This is a genomic window from Pseudomonas sp. AMR01 (assembly GCF_041946035.1).
GTDB lineage: Bacteria > Pseudomonadota > Gammaproteobacteria > Pseudomonadales > Pseudomonadaceae > Aquipseudomonas > Aquipseudomonas antarctica_B.
In genome coordinates this window covers 27,901-43,769 of record NZ_JAUTYR010000038.1, presented here as the reverse complement: position 1 = coordinate 43,769, position 15,869 = coordinate 27,901, and the positions used below count along the sequence as shown (strand labels likewise).

At 56.7% G+C, this 15,869-nt stretch carries 14 protein-coding genes, 1 tRNA gene and 1 pseudogene; 9 read left to right on the top strand and 7 right to left on the bottom strand.

Features of this window, described 5'->3' with window-relative positions:
- Positions 1-87 precede the first annotated feature (87 nt).
- Together Q7C20_RS22930 and Q7C20_RS22925 are read right to left on the bottom strand one after the other, a co-directional pair.
- A complete protein-coding gene (locus Q7C20_RS22930) occupies positions 88-675 on the bottom strand; it encodes a hypothetical protein (protein ID WP_348055802.1) in 588 nt (195 codons plus the stop codon).
- Positions 676-691: 16 nt separating this feature from the next.
- Positions 692-1,303, bottom strand: coding sequence for a hypothetical protein (locus tag Q7C20_RS22925; RefSeq protein ID WP_375070460.1), 612 nt, complete (start codon positions 1,301-1,303; stop codon positions 692-694).
- A 436-nt stretch (positions 1,304-1,739) separates the two neighbouring features.
- On the opposite strand from Q7C20_RS22925, the gene Q7C20_RS22920 reads away from it, so the two are divergent.
- The 3 genes from Q7C20_RS22920 to Q7C20_RS22910 are packed head-to-tail and all read left to right on the top strand — an operon-like array spanning position 1,740 to position 3,458.
- Positions 1,740-2,420, top strand: a complete 681-nt coding sequence (locus Q7C20_RS22920) for a CsgG/HfaB family protein (RefSeq protein ID WP_375070459.1) — start codon at positions 1,740-1,742, stop codon at positions 2,418-2,420.
- Between the two features lie 28 nt (positions 2,421-2,448).
- Complete coding sequence (locus Q7C20_RS22915) at positions 2,449-2,811, top strand: DUF4810 domain-containing protein (protein WP_348055796.1); 363 nt, start codon at positions 2,449-2,451, stop codon at positions 2,809-2,811.
- The gene (locus tag Q7C20_RS22910; RefSeq protein ID WP_375070456.1) at positions 2,808-3,458 is read left to right on the top strand and encodes a DUF799 domain-containing protein; all 651 of its coding nucleotides are present in this window, start codon (positions 2,808-2,810) and stop codon (positions 3,456-3,458) included. The genes Q7C20_RS22915 and Q7C20_RS22910 overlap by 4 nt, the downstream gene beginning before the upstream one ends.
- A 53-nt stretch (positions 3,459-3,511) precedes the next feature.
- On the opposite strand, the gene Q7C20_RS22905 is transcribed toward Q7C20_RS22910, so the two are convergent.
- Entirely contained in the window at positions 3,512-5,158 is a 1,647-nt protein-coding gene (locus tag Q7C20_RS22905) for a M10 family metallopeptidase C-terminal domain-containing protein (RefSeq protein ID WP_375070454.1), read from the bottom strand.
- Between the two features lie 513 nt (positions 5,159-5,671).
- Here Q7C20_RS22905 and Q7C20_RS22900 point away from each other — a divergent pair.
- The 3 genes from Q7C20_RS22900 to Q7C20_RS22890 all read left to right on the top strand — a co-directional run bounded on the left by Q7C20_RS22900 (position 5,672) and on the right by Q7C20_RS22890 (position 8,627).
- Positions 5,672-7,312: a von Willebrand factor type A domain-containing protein gene (locus tag Q7C20_RS22900; RefSeq protein WP_375070452.1), complete on the top strand. Its 1,641-nt coding sequence runs from the start codon at positions 5,672-5,674 to the stop codon at positions 7,310-7,312.
- Between the two features lie 140 nt (positions 7,313-7,452).
- On the top strand, positions 7,453-8,025 hold the full coding sequence (locus tag Q7C20_RS22895) for an RNA polymerase sigma factor (protein WP_375070449.1): 573 nt from the start codon (positions 7,453-7,455) through the stop codon (positions 8,023-8,025).
- Positions 8,022-8,627, top strand: coding sequence for a hypothetical protein (locus Q7C20_RS22890; RefSeq protein ID WP_375070447.1), 606 nt, complete (start codon positions 8,022-8,024; stop codon positions 8,625-8,627). Before Q7C20_RS22895 ends, Q7C20_RS22890 begins: the two co-directional genes overlap by 4 nt.
- A 177-nt stretch (positions 8,628-8,804) precedes the next feature.
- On the opposite strand, the gene Q7C20_RS22885 is transcribed toward Q7C20_RS22890, so the two are convergent.
- Positions 8,805-9,557 (bottom strand): hypothetical protein, encoded by a 753-nt coding sequence (locus Q7C20_RS22885; protein ID WP_375070445.1) that lies wholly within the window; start codon positions 9,555-9,557, stop codon positions 8,805-8,807.
- Positions 9,558-10,270: 713 nt separating this feature from the next.
- Between Q7C20_RS22885 and Q7C20_RS22880 the strand changes: the two genes are divergently transcribed.
- Both Q7C20_RS22880 and Q7C20_RS22875 read left to right on the top strand, forming a co-directional pair.
- Complete coding sequence (locus tag Q7C20_RS22880; RefSeq protein WP_375070443.1) at positions 10,271-10,585, top strand: hypothetical protein; 315 nt, start codon at positions 10,271-10,273, stop codon at positions 10,583-10,585.
- Between the two features lie 274 nt (positions 10,586-10,859).
- Positions 10,860-11,111, top strand: a complete 252-nt coding sequence (locus Q7C20_RS22875) for a hypothetical protein (protein WP_012724084.1) — start codon at positions 10,860-10,862, stop codon at positions 11,109-11,111.
- A gap of 1,167 nt (positions 11,112-12,278) precedes the next feature.
- Here the strand turns inward: Q7C20_RS22875 and Q7C20_RS22870 are convergent.
- The 3 genes and pseudogenes from Q7C20_RS22870 to Q7C20_RS22860 all read right to left on the bottom strand — a co-directional run bounded on the left by Q7C20_RS22870 (position 12,279) and on the right by Q7C20_RS22860 (position 13,917).
- Entirely contained in the window at positions 12,279-12,842 is a 564-nt protein-coding gene (locus Q7C20_RS22870; RefSeq protein WP_375070441.1) for a hypothetical protein, read from the bottom strand.
- A 452-nt stretch (positions 12,843-13,294) separates the two neighbouring features.
- Positions 13,295-13,654, bottom strand: a pseudogene (locus Q7C20_RS22865) (DUF927 domain-containing protein); the annotation flags it as partial.
- Positions 13,655-13,840: 186 nt separating this feature from the next.
- Positions 13,841-13,917, bottom strand: a tRNA-Arg gene (locus Q7C20_RS22860).
- A gap of 369 nt (positions 13,918-14,286) precedes the next feature.
- Here Q7C20_RS22860 and gabD point away from each other — a divergent pair.
- The gene (gene gabD / locus Q7C20_RS22855; protein WP_375070439.1) at positions 14,287-15,729 is read left to right on the top strand and encodes an NADP-dependent succinate-semialdehyde dehydrogenase; all 1,443 of its coding nucleotides are present in this window, start codon (positions 14,287-14,289) and stop codon (positions 15,727-15,729) included.
- The last annotated feature ends 140 nt before the right edge of the window (positions 15,730-15,869 follow it).

The window sequence follows — 15,869 nt, the reverse complement described above, 5'->3', positions numbered from 1 at the left end:
CGCGAAAGCGGTATATCAGCCACTAAAGATACTGCCTGACCCACCGCCTTCGCGAGCAAGCCCGCTCCCACATTGGTCAGGCGTGCATCAGAACAATTTGCGCTGCACCGCCTCATCCAGCGTACTGCGCGTCAGCGCTTCAACCACTTCCCGCGTATCCGCCTGGAAGGGAATGCCCACGATCAGTAGGAGCTGCATCCAGGTGCGCACCGATTCGCTTTTACTGACCCGGCCCAACTCTTTGCCGTCCTTGTCTTTGAATACCGTTTCAAGGGTGAAAGTGTTCTTTGCCGTGGACGGAATGATGAAGAACGTCGCGCCGGTGATGATCGCCGAGGCCATGCTGAACTGTTCGTTGTTGTGCAACGTGGCGTCGGCATAGATGTCCGAGTCGACCTTATCCGTGCTCACCCGCGAGAAACGGTTGGACTGGCGGAATGAGTCGGCCACGGTTTTTTCCCAGAGGGCCGCCGGTTTGCCGGCGGCGGTGTTGCCCGGGCCGCCGTTGACGTGGCTCAGCGACGTGGTGCGCACAAACGCCGTAGGCTTTTGTGCCGGTGCGTTGGCGGTTGGCGGCCAGGTCTGCACCGGTGGCAGTTCATGTTGCGAGTAGGACACGCAACCGGTCAGCAAAACGGCCGCGAGGACCAGGCTGTGTTTAATCAATCCTTTCATGTGTTGCTCCTTGAAATTAAGGTTTGGCCAGTTTGGCGGTGGCTGTGTCGAGCAGTTTTGCGACCAGCTCGTTCAGCTGTTTGGCGCCCATGGTCGGTGCCCAGTATTCGCGGCCATAGAGGCCCACGTTGCGTTCGAACTTGACCTCTTGCTTGGCACTCGCCAGCTCCTTGCCGTCGCGGTCGACGATCACCAGGTCGCCAGCCACGTCAAAGGTGTCGACGTAAATCGGGCCGTTGACCCATATCCAGATCGTCAGCGTCAGCAAGGCCCCTGGCACGTAGCCGGGGTGAACGCCACGGTGGCCCTTGAGCGAGGTCATGTTGAACTTCAGCGCTACGTCGTTTTCGCCCAGTCGCACCGGGTACTCGGTGACTTGGCTGAAGTAGCCCGCAGCGCGCACGTACGTGTTGAGCTGGGCCGTGAGCGAGCGGCTGATTGCAGTTTTGTTGGCGTCGTTGACGTCGGCGGCGCTCACCGTCACGTCGGCGATTTGCGCACTGCGCGGGCTGCTGGTAGAGGCCGGATGGAGCGGGGCGCCGATGGGGCCGGTAACGGTGTAGGAGACGCAGCCGGTCATCGACAGCGTCGCTATCAGGGCCGCAGCCCGGAGGAGGATTTTCAACACGCAACTTCCTGTTTATTGAGCAAATCAAGCCAATGTCGCCCTCTGGCGGCATTACTTTAGAGGGCATTGCCGTTGGGCGGCGAGATGCCCATGAGCATCAAAACCGCTTGAGTACCGCGATCAACCCCGTAAAATGCCGCCGCATATGTTACAAGACATTTTTCAAGGATGAATCAAGAAATGCGCATTTCTGCTTATCCCCCGGCCTCCTGCTTTTCAGCGGGCAGCGCCTGCCCAGCCGCGCTGCTCCGCGCCGGGCATCCTCTCCAAAACAGTCACCTGCCTGCTCGACACTGCTGATGTTGAAGCGGTGGGCAAATGCGCGCGTTTTTCCAGACACGTCTGACAGCTTCGACTTGGCTGACGGCGTACACAGCATCCCTTGCCGCGGGTTTTACCTGCGGCAAGGGCTGATTTCTCACTTCAGGAGCACCCCGTGAAAACACTCTGCAAAATCCTGCTGTCGGGCCTTACCGCCGCAGCGCTGCTGGCCGTGGCCGGTTGCGCCACTGAAAGCAACCGCGCGATGCCGGTAGAACAAGTCGCCAGCGCCAGCGTCGCCTATTCCGGCGTGCGCGTGCCGATTGCCGTGGGCAAGTTCGACAACCGCTCCAGCTACATGCGCGGCATCTTCTCCGACGGCGTCGACCGCCTCGGTGGCCAGGCCAAGACCATCCTGATCACTCACCTGCAGCAGACCAACCGCTTCAGCGTGCTGGACCGCGACAACATGGGCGAAATCTCCCAGGAAGCCGCGATCAAAGGCACTGCGCAAAAGCTCAAGGGCGCTGACTATGTAGTGACGGGCGATGTGACCGAGTTCGGCCGCAAAGAGACCGGCGACCGCCAACTGTTCGGCATTCTTGGCCGTGGCAAAACCCAGGTGGCTTACGCCAAAGTCGCGCTGAATATCGTCAACATCAGTACTTCCGAAGTGGTGTATTCCACCCAGGGTGCCGGTGAATACGCCCTGTCCAACCGCGAAATCGTGGGCTTCGGCGGCACCGCCAGCTACGACTCCACCCTCAATGGCAAGGTCCTCGACCTGGCCATGCGCGAAGCGATCAACCGCCTGGTAGACGGTATCAACGCCGGCGCCTGGAACCCGCGCAAGTGACAGTCACACCCACAGGAGCAGCACACGGATGAACAAGGCAGTAAAGTTGGCGCTGATGCTGACAGCAATCGCGACGGTCGCCGGGTGCCAGACGGCGCCCCAACCCCTGTATCAATGGGAAAGCTACCAGCCGCAGGTTTACGAATACTTCAAGGGCGAGCCGAAAGAAGCCCAGGTGGAAGCACTGGAGCGTGACCTGCAAAAGATCAACGCCAGTGGCCGCAAGGCGCCGCCGGGTTACCACGCGCACTTGGGCCTGCTGTACCTCGGCCTGGGCAAGGATGACCAGATGGTGCAGGAACTGCGCACCGAGAAGGCCTTGTTCCCTGAGTCCGCCGCGTACATGGACTTTCTGCTGAAAAACGCCAAGACCGGAGTCGCCAAAAAATGAGCCTGTTAAAACTCACCGGCGCCCTGCTCGCCCTGGCCTTGCTCGGCGGTTGCGCGGCCCCCAAAACCATCGACTACACGGCGTACAAGCAAGCGCGCCCGAAATCGATCCTGGTATTGCCGCCGATCAATGAGTCGCCCGAAGTGCAGGCGTCCTACAGCCTGGTGTCGCAAGTCACTTACCCGTTGGCCGAAGCCGGTTACTACGTGTTGCCGATCGCCCTGGTGGACGAAACTTTCCGCCAGAACGGCCTGACCACTGCCAACGATATCCAGGCCGTGGCACCGGGCAAGCTGCATGACATCTTCGGCGCGGACGCGGCGTTGTACATCACCGTCAGCGAGTACGGCACCAAGTACATGCTCATCTCCAGCGACACCTCCGTGACCGCTTCGGCCAAGCTGGTGGATTTGCGCACCGGCACCACGTTGTGGACCGGTGCCGCGCGGGCTTCGAGCGAGGAAGGCAACAATAACAGCGGCGGCCTGGTGGGCATGCTGATCACGGCGGCAGTCAAACAAGTGATCAACAGCTCCACCGATGCGGCGCACCCGATTGCCGGTATCACCAGTGCGCGCCTGCTGTCGGCGGGGCAACGCACCGGGATTCTGTACGGGCCGCGCAATCCGAAGTACGGCACTGACTGATCTGCCGAACAAAGCCTTTGCTGGCCCCCCGGTCAGCAAAGGTTTCCAGGCATTCAGTTCACTAGAATGTCCTTCGGTTTGATCACCTGCGTGCTCTTCACCAGAAAGTCCGGGCGGCGATTGCCGGTCAGGTCGATGGCGACGAAGTAGCGGTAGGTGTGCGGGTTGTAACTCACGATTGCCTCTCCAATGCGCCCGGTGAATGCATTGACTAGGGTAAGGCGTGTATTGGCCTGTTTTTCCAGCCCGCGCAGGTCGAGTTTGTCTGTGCCCGAGGTAAAATCCGTGAACAATCGGGCATTGGCGAGGCTTGATTCGCGTGCCGTATTGAAGACGAAACGCGGTCGTGCCATGGGCGCATCAATCGGTGGTTTCAGGATCGGGCTATTGAGCGGGATGATATCCGCAGGCCGGACTCGCCCATGGGTCATGATCAACAGGTTTGCTCTGCCATCACCCGTCAGGTCGACGGACACCGAACCCCTGCCACTTTTCTCGTCATGGGTGATCAGCGCTTCACCTGCCTTGCCGCTCCAGGCATTGACGAAAGAAAGTGAAGCCAGGCCTGCGTTGCGCAACGCTCCCGATACGTCGATGGTGTCGATGCCGCTGGTGAAATCCATGATTTCATCCGGGTTTTCAGGCGTGGAGTCGTTGGCGGAGTGATAGATGAAACTGTCGGCGCCCCTGCCTCCGCGCAAGCGATCGGCACCCAACCCGCCGGTGAGGCGGTTATTCTCATCGTTGCCAATCAACGCATCATGGCCTGAACCGCCAATGGCGTTTTCGATGGTGCAATCTCGGGCGATGGAAACGTTGCCCTTCAAGTCGCCTATATCGGAGAACGAGCCCGCCCTCAGGTTGATGACTTGATTGTCGTAGTAACCCGAAGCGTCCAGCGTGTCGATGCCAGCACCGTCCCAAATGCAGAAAGTGGCTGTGTCACGGGAAGTGTTCAGCGAGTAATAGTCCCTCCCGCTGTTTGAATTGAAGCCATAGGTGTTGTTCTCCCTACGGGTTTGGGTGTTCGCGCCGTACTTGTGTTGAATGCTGCTGATGTCATCCATCATCGGTGCTTTGGGCCTGTCGCCAATACGTTTGCCACTGTAGCTGTCTGACACATAACTCATCACGGTGTGGGCGCGTGAGTCTTCTGCGTAGTCGCGCAGTTCCGCGAAGTCGGCGTCAGTGCGTGTTTCATCTTTGCCTCTGTGATTGTAATTGCTCGGATGAGGCAGCCCGAGGCTGTGGCCGATCTCATGCGTTAACGTTGGGCGGGTCACATAGTTTGGGTTGTAGCGGGTGTCTCCGTTATTGGAATAGGGGCCGGGAGGAGCGCCATAGGCAGTTGTCTGATCGCTCGAAATACCAAAAGACAAGCGGCCTTCGGCCCGACCGCCGTTTTCAGTGAAGACCACGTTAGCCACATCACCCCACGACTGAATGGCGCGCCGCGCCTCTTGTTTTTGGAGTTCGTTGAACGCGACACCTCTAATGGAGTTGAAGTAGTAGGCTATTTCGGTCTTGTTATTACGGTTCAAGTCCTGCCATGTGGGCATATGCCGTGTGAGCTGCTCAACGGCTCGTTGTTTATCAAAAGATTGCTTGTTGACTCTACTGATATAGGGGTCGTTCGCGCGTTGAGTGGCGTCATGGTTGCCTTCGTTCGTGTTTGCAGTATCCGGAGAAGGAGTGCCCAAACGACGATGTTGTTGGATGTCTCGTGGTGGCGCCGATCGCACAAAAGGGTGCCGGGTGGAGGATTGGGTAAACGGTCGCCACACCGGCCGTAAAAGGGAAGGACGTTGAGCGTGCTGGGTGTCGGTTGGCGTTAGGGGATAAAAAGGCGTTCTCGACTCTATTTTCAAGAGGGTTATTTCCGCTGTGTGTTTACACTCATCCTTACTGCGTCAAGCCCGCAAATTCCCTTTGCCGAGTGTAAAACTGCCAGTGCGGGAATAAATTTCCAAAGGTCGATATGTGTCTTGGTAAATCCTTATGTGCCGTTAACAAACTGTTGACGTTGATGGTTGTTGGTTCACGCACTATTTGATTTCAGCACGCATGCCCGCTGTTGCTGGGTAGACGACAGTCAACGGGTTTACCCACTGCTACCTGTACGGATTTTCCGAGTGTTGCTGGCCTTTAACCCGAACCATGGAAGCCTTGCGTCTGACCTTGTGAGCGGATCATTCATACACGAGGTTAAGCCAATGTCCCGTCCCCTTCTGCACATGCGTCCTGCAGCCCAAGGCTTCACCGTTACGCTGCTGGTAGCGTTGGCAGGTTGCGGGCTGTCTTCCTCCCGCGATGTGCCAAAGCCAGCCGACGCAGCGCCCATCTCCGAGCTGCAAAGCGAACCTGTCCAGGGTGCAATGAGCAAACGCATGGCCTTGCCCGCGCCCATGGCCACGCGCCTGGCGATGCAGGATTCGACGGCGATGCAATACCGCAGCGAGCCCCGTGAGCAATACGCAAACCTGCCGGAAAACCCGGTGCACCGAGTCACGGAAATGCCCGTCTCAACCTTCAGTGTCGACGTCGACACCGGCAGTTATGCCAACGTAAGACGTTTCCTCAACCAAGGCAGCCTGCCGCCCGAAGGTGCCGTGCGACTGGAGGAAATGGTCAATTACTTCCCCTACAACTACGCGTTGCCCACCGACGGCTCGCCCTTTGGTGTGACCACCGAAGTGGCCGCCACGCCGTGGAATCCACATACCCAATTGCTGCGCATCGGCATCAAAGCTTCCGACCGTGCCGTGGCCGACCTGCCACCAGCCAACCTGGTATTCCTGGTGGATGTGTCGGGCTCCATGAACCGCCGCGAAGGCCTGCCGCTGGTGAAAAGCACCCTGAAGTTGCTGGTGGATCAACTGCGTAAACAAGACTGCGTATCGCTGGTGGCCTACGCCGGTGAATCCCGTGTGGTGCTTGAACCGACCTCCGGGCGCGATAAAACCAAAATCCGAAACGCCATCGATCAACTCACCGCAGGCGGCGCCACCGCCGGTGCATCCGGCATCGAACTGGCCTATCAGATGGCACGTGCGGGCTTTATCGACAAGGGCATCAACCGCATCCTGCTGGCCACCGACGGTGACTTCAACGTGGGCATCAGCGACTTCGACAGCCTCAAGCAGATGGCCGTTGACCAGCGCAAAAGCGGTGTCTCACTGACCACCTTGGGCTTTGGTGTGGACAACTACAACGAACACCTGATGGAGCAACTGGCCGATGCCGGCGATGGCAACTACGCGTATATCGACAACCTGCGCGAAGCGCGCAAGGTGCTGGTGGATCAGCTGAGTTCAACCCTGGCAGTGGTGGCGCGGGATGTGAAACTGCAGGTGGAATTCAACCCGGCCCACGTCAGCGAATACCGACTGCTCGGCTATGAAAACCGCGCCTTGAAGAGTGAGGATTTCAACAACGACAAGGTCGACGCCGGAGAAATTGGTGCAGGGCATACGGTGACCGCGCTGTACGAAATTGTGCCGAAGGGCGAGAAGGGCTGGCTGGAGCCGCTGCGTTATGCCGCCTCGCCTGCGGTTGGCAACCCATCGGAGGAGCTGGCAATGGTACGCGTGCGCTACAAGCCGGCTGCTGGGGGTGAGAGTCAATTGATCGAGCGGCCAGTGCGCAACCCATCGACCAACGCCAGCGACGACCTGCGCTTCTCGGCAGCAGTGGCCGCCTTCGCCCAACAGCTCAAGGGCGATGGCCGCTACACTGGCAGCATGAGTTTGCAGGACACCGCCGCCCTGGCCCGCTCGGCCCGAGGCGACGACCCGTTCGGCTTGCGTAATGAATTCGTGCAACTGGTGGAATTGGCGCAGAGCCTCAAACACTGACGAACCATTGTGGGAGCGGGCTTGCTCGCGAATGCGGTGTATCAATTAACAGATTTATTAGCTGACCCACCGCATTCGCGAGCAAGCCCGCTCCCACACTTGGATCGATGTCGACTGTCAGAAAGGAGTTCGCCACCAACATGGCCGTTCCAGATGATTCACCCAGCGACGAATCGCTGCTGGCCCGCTACCGAACCGGCGACGCTGCCGCGTTTGAAGTCTTGTACGCGCGACACCGCCAAGGCCTTTACCGGTTTCTCGTGTCCCTGAGCAACAAGGCCGAACTGGCCGAAGAAGTGTATCAAGACACCTGGCTCAGCCTGATCCGCAGCACCACCCAGCCACAGGGGCGGGCGAGTTTTCGTACGTGGCTGTTCCAGATTGCCCGCAACCGCCTGATCGATCACTGGCGCAAGCACGGCATGCACAACCCACTGCACGACAGCTACGACGAACAACTGCACGCCCAGGCCGACGACAGCGCCGGCCCCGAGCAACAACTGAGCCTGAGCCGCGACCAGGCGCGCCTCGACGCCGCGCTGCAAGACCTGCCCGCCGACCAGCGCGAAGTCTTCCTGCTGCGCCTGCACGGTGAACTCGAAGTGCCGCAAATCGCCGCCCTCACCAAAACCCCGCTGGAAACCGTGAAAAGCCGCCTGCGCTACGCCCAGCAGAAACTGCGCCGCCTGCTGGCCGAGGAGATACCCGTATGACCGACTCCCGACACACCCAGGGTTCCGACGACGTGTTACTGCAACACGTTCGTCAACACAGCACCGGCGAACCCCCAGCGTCCCTCGATGCCCTCATCCTCAACACCGCCCGCCGCGAAGCCCCGGCGCCGCAGCCAAGCCTGTGGCAACGCTGGCTGCAAGCCTGCCAGCGCCCGCGTTGGCAGATGGCATTTGCCACCGTCGCCGGTGTCGCGCTGTTGGTCGGCGTGGTTGTGCGCTCACCCGTGCCGCAACCGGAGATATCCACAGCAACCTTCAGCGCCCTGCGCGAAGAAACCGCACGCCCTGCACCGCAAGCGTATTCGGCGCCAGCGCCCATGACGCGGATGGCGGTTGCCCCCAAGGTAGACAGTGCGTCGGCACAAGCCGAAATCGCCGGTTCCTTGGCGGATGCACCGGCGGCGAAACTGAGCAAGCGCGCACCGGCGGCGCAGCCTTCATTGGAGGAGGGCTTGCAGGAGATTGTGAGGCTGCGTGAGGCTGGGGAAACCAGGTTGGCGGATGAGAAGCTGCTGGCGTTGTACAAACGCTTTCCACAAGAGGATTTGCCCGCGCGGCTGGAGGCGTTGAAAGCCCGTTAATACAGCGCCCACAAAAAAGCCCCAGGTGTTTCGACCTGGGGCTTTTTCATCTGTGTATGGTGCACCCGGCGTCGTTTGAACTGGGCGGTAAGAGTCCCGTGTTTACTGGGTATCTTAGGTCGTGTGTCGGTTAGGCATACACGTGGGCATACATGGCCCTTACTGCTATCCGTGCTTTTACGGCTTGGAGGGTGGCTTTTTCATCTCGGAAGGACGTCGTTTCAACTCAGTCTCACGGATCACGCGGCCAGTCGTACCGTCAAGCTTGAATAGGGTTCTTCCCACGAGTATGAACGTGCTTTTGCTGTCCGCCAGAATCAGATGGCCAACCAAGCGTTCGCCTTTTTCGGTTACCACGACGTCCACCGCTTCAAGTTCTCCAGCAGCTTCCTGCTGCGTATATTTTTCGAAGTCTGCCAGCCCAGTACTCATGCCTTGGCGAACACTCGCGGCAGGAGCGAGGAAGGCCATGAACATGAAGATGCCCATCCATGGCGCAAGGCCACTCACTACGTTCGCTTTAGGTCTCTTCGTAATAGCTGTGATGTAGATCGCTGCGATCACCGCAAATGTAATCGGCAATAGAGCGGAGCCGACAATGGGCAATTTTTCCGCTACATCCAATACGCTAGAGAAAGAGTTGGTATACCCATGGAGAAGTAGAGCGGGTGTACTCAGGGATAGCTCGTTTGGGTCGATGCCGAACTCCCGGAATCTGCCGACAAGGAGCGAGTAGCCATAGATCACCAGTGCCGCTTGCGATGCTAATGCTCCGAAGGTAATCAGTTTGAAAGCTAGATCGGTATTGGTTTTCGCTTCCTTAGCAGCGTGTTCATCGACCGTTTCGAGACGAGCGGGGGGTAAGGGACCAGTGAGGTGGATAGGGTTGAGCAGCTCGACCTTCAGTGGTTTGTCTCTGCGCCAGAACATGGTGTTTCCTACTCCAATGGGTAACTGAAGAAAATACCGCTGAATCTGGTGGGAGGGTAGGGCTGAAATATCGCTGGGGACCCTGGAGAATTCTTGAAGGTACGGGGCATGAAACCCGCGGGATCGAGTTAGTGGGAGGTGCCGGAAGTTACTGAAATTTCAATCGTTGAAATTGAAAGGATCTTGAAGAAAAAGGGCCATCGTTACAGCTTTGGTAAAGGTGGCTGTATCTGTCGCTGATAGTGAACACCTGCATGGCGTCAACCATGGTGATGGGTGTCAACCACGTCAACCTGTCAACCAACTTAAAAAATCCATCCGCTAACACGAACGTACGGGTTCTTTGCCCCGTACCTTTAAGAATGCTCCAGGGTCCCCACTATCGAACCAAAGCCAAGAACATGACCCGCCTCGCTTCGCTGGAGGAGTAATACTAAATGGGGCTAGGGGGATACCCTGATAAAACCGTGTTACGTGTGTTACGCGTGTTAATTAAGTGGGTAAGTCTATGATTTCAAATGATTTATGTGGCGTTACACAGCTGTGACTGGTTTGCCGATATGCGTGTTACATGGCAAATAGGTATTACATCAATGAATGCTCTGGGAGGAGCGGTTTGTGATGATTAAGGCGGGTCTTATCAACTAGGGGCTTTCGCTTAGAGGGCCGCTACCGCCGCTGCCCGTCGGCACCAGGGAATAAGGAGATTGATCATGTGGCTCAAAAATGTAGCATTTGCGCTGTTGATTTGCCCCCACGTCACCGCTTGCTTTAGCAAGCCATTCCAGCCCCCCACGGCCGATGCCGACTTGTGGGAGAAACCCGGCGCCAGTCATCAGGATTTGGTTGCGTCCATGTTGGCGTGTGGTGAGAAGAATGGTTCCGGCGTTGATCCCAAGGCCAGCTTCCAAGAGATGGCCCAGCGATTTGTATGTATGAAGCGTGCGGGCTATACCAGGCGTGACGGTTTCGACATCTGTGCATTGCACCCCAAGGAGCCGTTGAAGGCCTGTGAGTCGGCGCTATGAAGCCATAAAGGCATCGCACGGTATTAAAACTCGTTAGGGCGAGTTGCCCCAGGTATCTATAGGTACATCCAGCTGACTGCTTCCGGCCAAAAGCGGACGCTTATCGGCGCATGATCGAACTAAGTGCCGCCGGCGCCATAAAATTAATGTCTGACCAGTATTTTGCGCACCTAGAAGAAGCACGCGGAAGGGGTTCAACCTGAGGCAGGCTTTTAGTGATATTTTTAATACTCGGCCAATTTGAAGCCCAAAACAATTAACCGCAGGAGAGAGTATGTCCGACATACCCATGATTAAATCGACGGAAGTGTTCTCTCGCCTTAGCGCATTTCATCCCAGTATCGAAGTTTGGCCAGATAGCGAGTTTTCGAATGATGGTTATGCTTACTACTGGTTGGTGGCGCACAGCGATGGCGCGACCCGTATGCTTTCCTATGTCCGCTGCAAAGACGGTGGCTGCGAGCAGCGCACCTATGACGTTGAGGGCGATGATCTTTGGATCCCAGCTGGAACGGCCGTGGCCTGACAATTCATTCAAGCCGACACCGCTTCGCGGCTTGGCTTAATTTTCAGGTATTAGGGACTGCTTTTGGCCGAGAGCGACGTTTTGGGTTACCCCTCGCTCCGCTAGATACCTGCATGAGACGCTTCGACGTCAGCAGACCTAATCCTGCAGTGCGGTGTAACCCACTTGCAATAGACACGCTCAGTTCGAATCGAGTAGTGTCTCAAAATGCTTAGCTTAATCGTTATGGATAATTTGATTCCGGAAAAGGAGTGAAGAAATTAGAAATTGGTATATATATATTTTGAAACTTGAGCTGAACTCATGGTACGTGGGTACAGCTAAAGGGTTGAGATCAAGGCTGCGAAGCCATGGTAAAAAAAGCCCTTACTCTACATTAAATAAAAATGGCGCCATCAGATATATAGAGGGCGGCCTCACGGGAAAGAGAAAAGCAACTCACTTACATGCGGCCTTTAGATCAATTGGCGATTGTTTCTGGGTGACAGAGATTGAAAATACTATCACTGTAGCTCTGGGACAAAAGTATGGCTTCGATAAAGTTAGGGGTGGCTCTATAATTCACCCTTGGAATCACAAGCTAAGTGATATTAAAGTGGAAGACCTAATTCGACGATTTATTTGTAGTGATATTAGACTTAAATACAAGCTAAACGAAATAAATTTAACTCAAGAAAAGCCATTTGTCTTCCCGCTCACTCGGCGAAGGAATACATAGCAAGGCATTCAAGCACGCTCGCCGGACGCGCTTTCAGCGCGCCAGCCCAGTCCCAGTGAGACTGTCCGCTTTTGGCCGGATGCTGACTTTAGCGTTACACGCAGTGGCAGCGTTACATCGGAGGTACGCTATGTCGCCCGACTGTCTAACAGGCATGAAAGCCAATGAAACCGGGCGTTTGGTGAAGAGCGTTACACTCGTGACACCGGTTACACCAGTTTTGGAAGGGGGCTGGATACGTGCTCTCATGCTGCCTTTCCAAATTGGCCCTACACCACATGGTTGGCCTCTAGGGTGGGTAATTGCACTCAACCTGACCACCCATCTGCATTGCACTTGCCCACTCATTTGCATTCGACTTGGCAAGTCGTCCGCACCGGATTTGACCAGCACACTGGGTGGCCCTAATTGGCAGAAGTCCACCCAATGTTGATACTGCAGAGATGAAATCACGCTCGCTTAAAAGCAACCTTAATCGCCGCACCAGCTTGACCAGCGAGCAAAGCTATCTCAGAGTTGATGACAACCTCGCTCCAAGACAATTTGGTTGCGACGCACACCATTAAATACAGCTCACAGTAGCGCCCCCCGAGTTCGGTTTTGACCCAAGCAAGGGTGCCCCCTAAGGCAGCCATCGTGACTGGGATAGAGATATACAGGCTTCCGTCCGTCACCCGCATGCCGCCACGACGACATTCGAAGTGAACGGCCAGTCGTTCGTAGGTCTCAATGTCAATGCCATGCACGACGACGAAATAGCTTAAGCAATCATCTTGGTTCACTGTAGTGATCATATTTTTACAGCCTACCTCGCAGGCCAACTCGTCATTGGTGTCATAGCAGATAAATTCCGCTTTTGCCCCACTTCTGCCAGTGTCGACCGGCTGTATTGGGTCGTCTTCTTCCATCTCGCGACGGGCAGAAGACGACCCAAAGCGGACATTTGACAGAAAGTAAGCAGTAACGAATTTTTCACTGTGGCTCCAATTCTGACCATAAACAATTGCGCCCAATGCCGGCCATTAACGTACCGTAGCCTTCAAAATTACTGGCACTCACCTCATCCTGGCTCGTCCACGTTGCTTCACACTCTTCGCACACCCACAGCGAAATATTTGTGGAGCGCACCCGCATTGCTCGAACGTAACCTTGGCTGCACCTTTGGCACTCAATCAGCATACAAATAATCTCTGACAGTACTTCGGTGTAGTCTAATCCTATCGGCTGCTTATGGCCGTTTTCTGCCTCTCGCGACGGACAGAAAACGGCCAACAGCTGTCACACTCTCATCGTTAGCGGTACTCGGCGAATGGTGGGCCAGCTCAGGACAACGGTGAAACTGGCTAGGAAAGCGTTACTCCGCCGTTTACAGTGTCTTGAATGACCCCATTCACCTTACGACCCAATAAAGTCAGCACTTCAAAAATATTTGGGTCGGACGGATCAACTGCCATGCCCAACGTGGTGGGTCACACATCCCGATTTCATCCAGCACCAGGAGCCCGTCTGAGTCGCAGTCCGCCATGAACCGAGGCGGCGACTTGCAGATGAGTGGTCTTGCCGCCGGAGCTGTCATTGTAGATGTGGAAGCCGCCTGACTCTTACCCAAGCAAGTCCAGCAGAGGCCCTAAATGCCAAGCGGCGGTGCGCAGATTTGCTATTGCCATTGCCCCAGAAACCCTGCCGCATTGATCAGTGGCGACTGGGCATCAACCTCATAAAAAAGCAGGTGTCCGGCGTACGTGCCGATCTGTTGTTCGGACAAAAGTCAGGCGTTTTCTTGCCAGCCCATGGGCGTCACCAAACGTACTCGTTGGGCGCTGTCGAGGGGCGTCGTTTGACTGTAGTGCGCCCACTTTCTGTATGCCTCCAGTTATACGAACCTCAAGGCATACACAGCGGGAAGTTATATGTGTAGACAGGCACGGATAGCCAGAAACAAGAAAGCCCGCACAGGGCGGGCTTCTCGGAGTGTTTCGTAAACTGTTTGAGACAGCCAGAAACTAGTATGTGGTGCACCCGGCGGGATTCGAACCCACGACCCCTGCCTTCGGAGGGCAGTACTCTATCCAGCTGAGCTACGGATGCTTGTGCGGGCGACATCATACCCATGTCGACCTTGGGCGTCCATGCTGGGTTTTGGCCGTTAACGTGTAGGAAATCAGCGGACTGCGGCGCTATGGCGGGCGCAGCCGATCAATACGTGGGAACGCGGCCTGTTCACGCTGATCAGAAAGATTCGGCAAATGCGCCGTTATCGTTCTTTTTTTCGAACATCCTATTGCCCTGTACCCCCATTGATCCTAGGATTCGTTTGAGATTTCAAACGCTCTGTCTCCCGTGCGCTATTTATGTGCTTGCGCGCTGAGGCTGATTTCCCTGACGGCAGCCCACAAGGCGCCTTTCAACAACTCTAATTCGCTCCGCGTGCGCGCGGTGCTGTTAAGGAAAGCCGACATGCAGCTTAAAGATGCCCAGTTGTTCCGCCAGCAAGCCTTTATCGATGGCGCTTGGGTGGATGCGGACAACGGTCAAACCATCAAGGTCAACAACCCTGCCACGGGCGAAATTCTCGGCACTGTGCCGAAGATGGGCGCCGCTGAAACTCGCCGCGCCATTGAAGCCGCCGACAAGGCTCTGCCGGCCTGGCGTGCATTGACCGCCAAGGACCGCGCGAACAAGCTGCGTCGCTGGTTCGAACTGATCATCGAAAACCAGGATGACTTGGCGCGTCTGATGACCCTGGAGCAAGGCAAACCTCTGGCTGAAGCCAAGGGCGAAATCGTCTACGCGGCTTCGTTTATCGAGTGGTTCGCCGAAGAAGCCAAGCGTGTTTACGGTGATGTTATTCCTGGCCACCAGCCGGACAAGCGTCTGATCGTGATCAAGCAACCGATTGGCGTGACCGCAGCGATCACCCCGTGGAACTTCCCGGCCGCGATGATCACCCGTAAAGCCGGCCCTGCGTTGGCCGCCGGTTGCACCATGGTATTGAAGCCTGCGTCGCAAACGCCGTTTTCCGCTTTCGCCCTGGCTGAGCTGGCGCAGCGTGCCGGTATTCCAAACGGTGTGTTCAGCGTGGTGTCCGGCAGTGCCGGCGACATCGGCAGCGAGCTGACAGGCAACCCGATCGTGCGCAAGTTGTCCTTCACCGGCTCGACCGAGATCGGTCGCCAGTTGATGGCCGAATGCGCCAAGGACATCAAGAAAGTCTCCCTGGAGCTGGGCGGCAACGCGCCGTTTATCGTGTTTGACGATGCCGACCTGGATAAGGCCGTCGAAGGCGCCATCATTTCCAAGTACCGCAACAACGGCCAGACCTGCGTCTGCGCCAACCGTCTGTACATTCAGGATTCGGTGTACGACGCGTTCGCCGAAAAACTTAAGGTGGCCGTGGCCAAACTCAAGATCGGCAACGGTCTGGAAGACGGCACCACCACCGGCCCGCTGATCGACGAGAAAGCCGTGGCCAAGGTTCAGGAGCACATTGCTGATGCCTTGAGCAAAGGCGCCAAGCTGTTGGCCGGCGGCAAGGTCATTGACGGTAACTTCTTCGAGCCGACCATCCTGGTCGACGTGCCGAAAGACGCCGCAGTCGCCAAGGAAGAAACCTTCGGCCCGTTGGCGCCGTTGTTCCGCTTCAAAGACGAAGCCGAAGTGATTGCGATGTCCAACGACACCGAGTTCGGCTTGGCTTCCTACTTCTACGCCCGCGACCTGGGCCGTGTGTTCCGTGTGGCTGAAGCGCTGGAATACGGCATGGTTGGCGTGAACACCGGGTTGATCTCCAACGAAGTGGCGCCGTTCGGCGGCATCAAGGCCTCGGGCCTGGGCCGTGAAGGCTCCAAGTACGGGATCGAGGATTACCTGGAAATCAAATACCTCTGCCTGGGCATCTAAGCTCTGTAAGGGGTAAGTCCGGGAAGAGATTGCAGCAGACGCAGAGGGCACGAGAGCGCTGACCCTTTGAGTGTTTCAAGACGTTATTCGTAGTGGCCGGGAAAGCTGTGGCAGTCGATCATCGCATGCTGCCGCAGTTT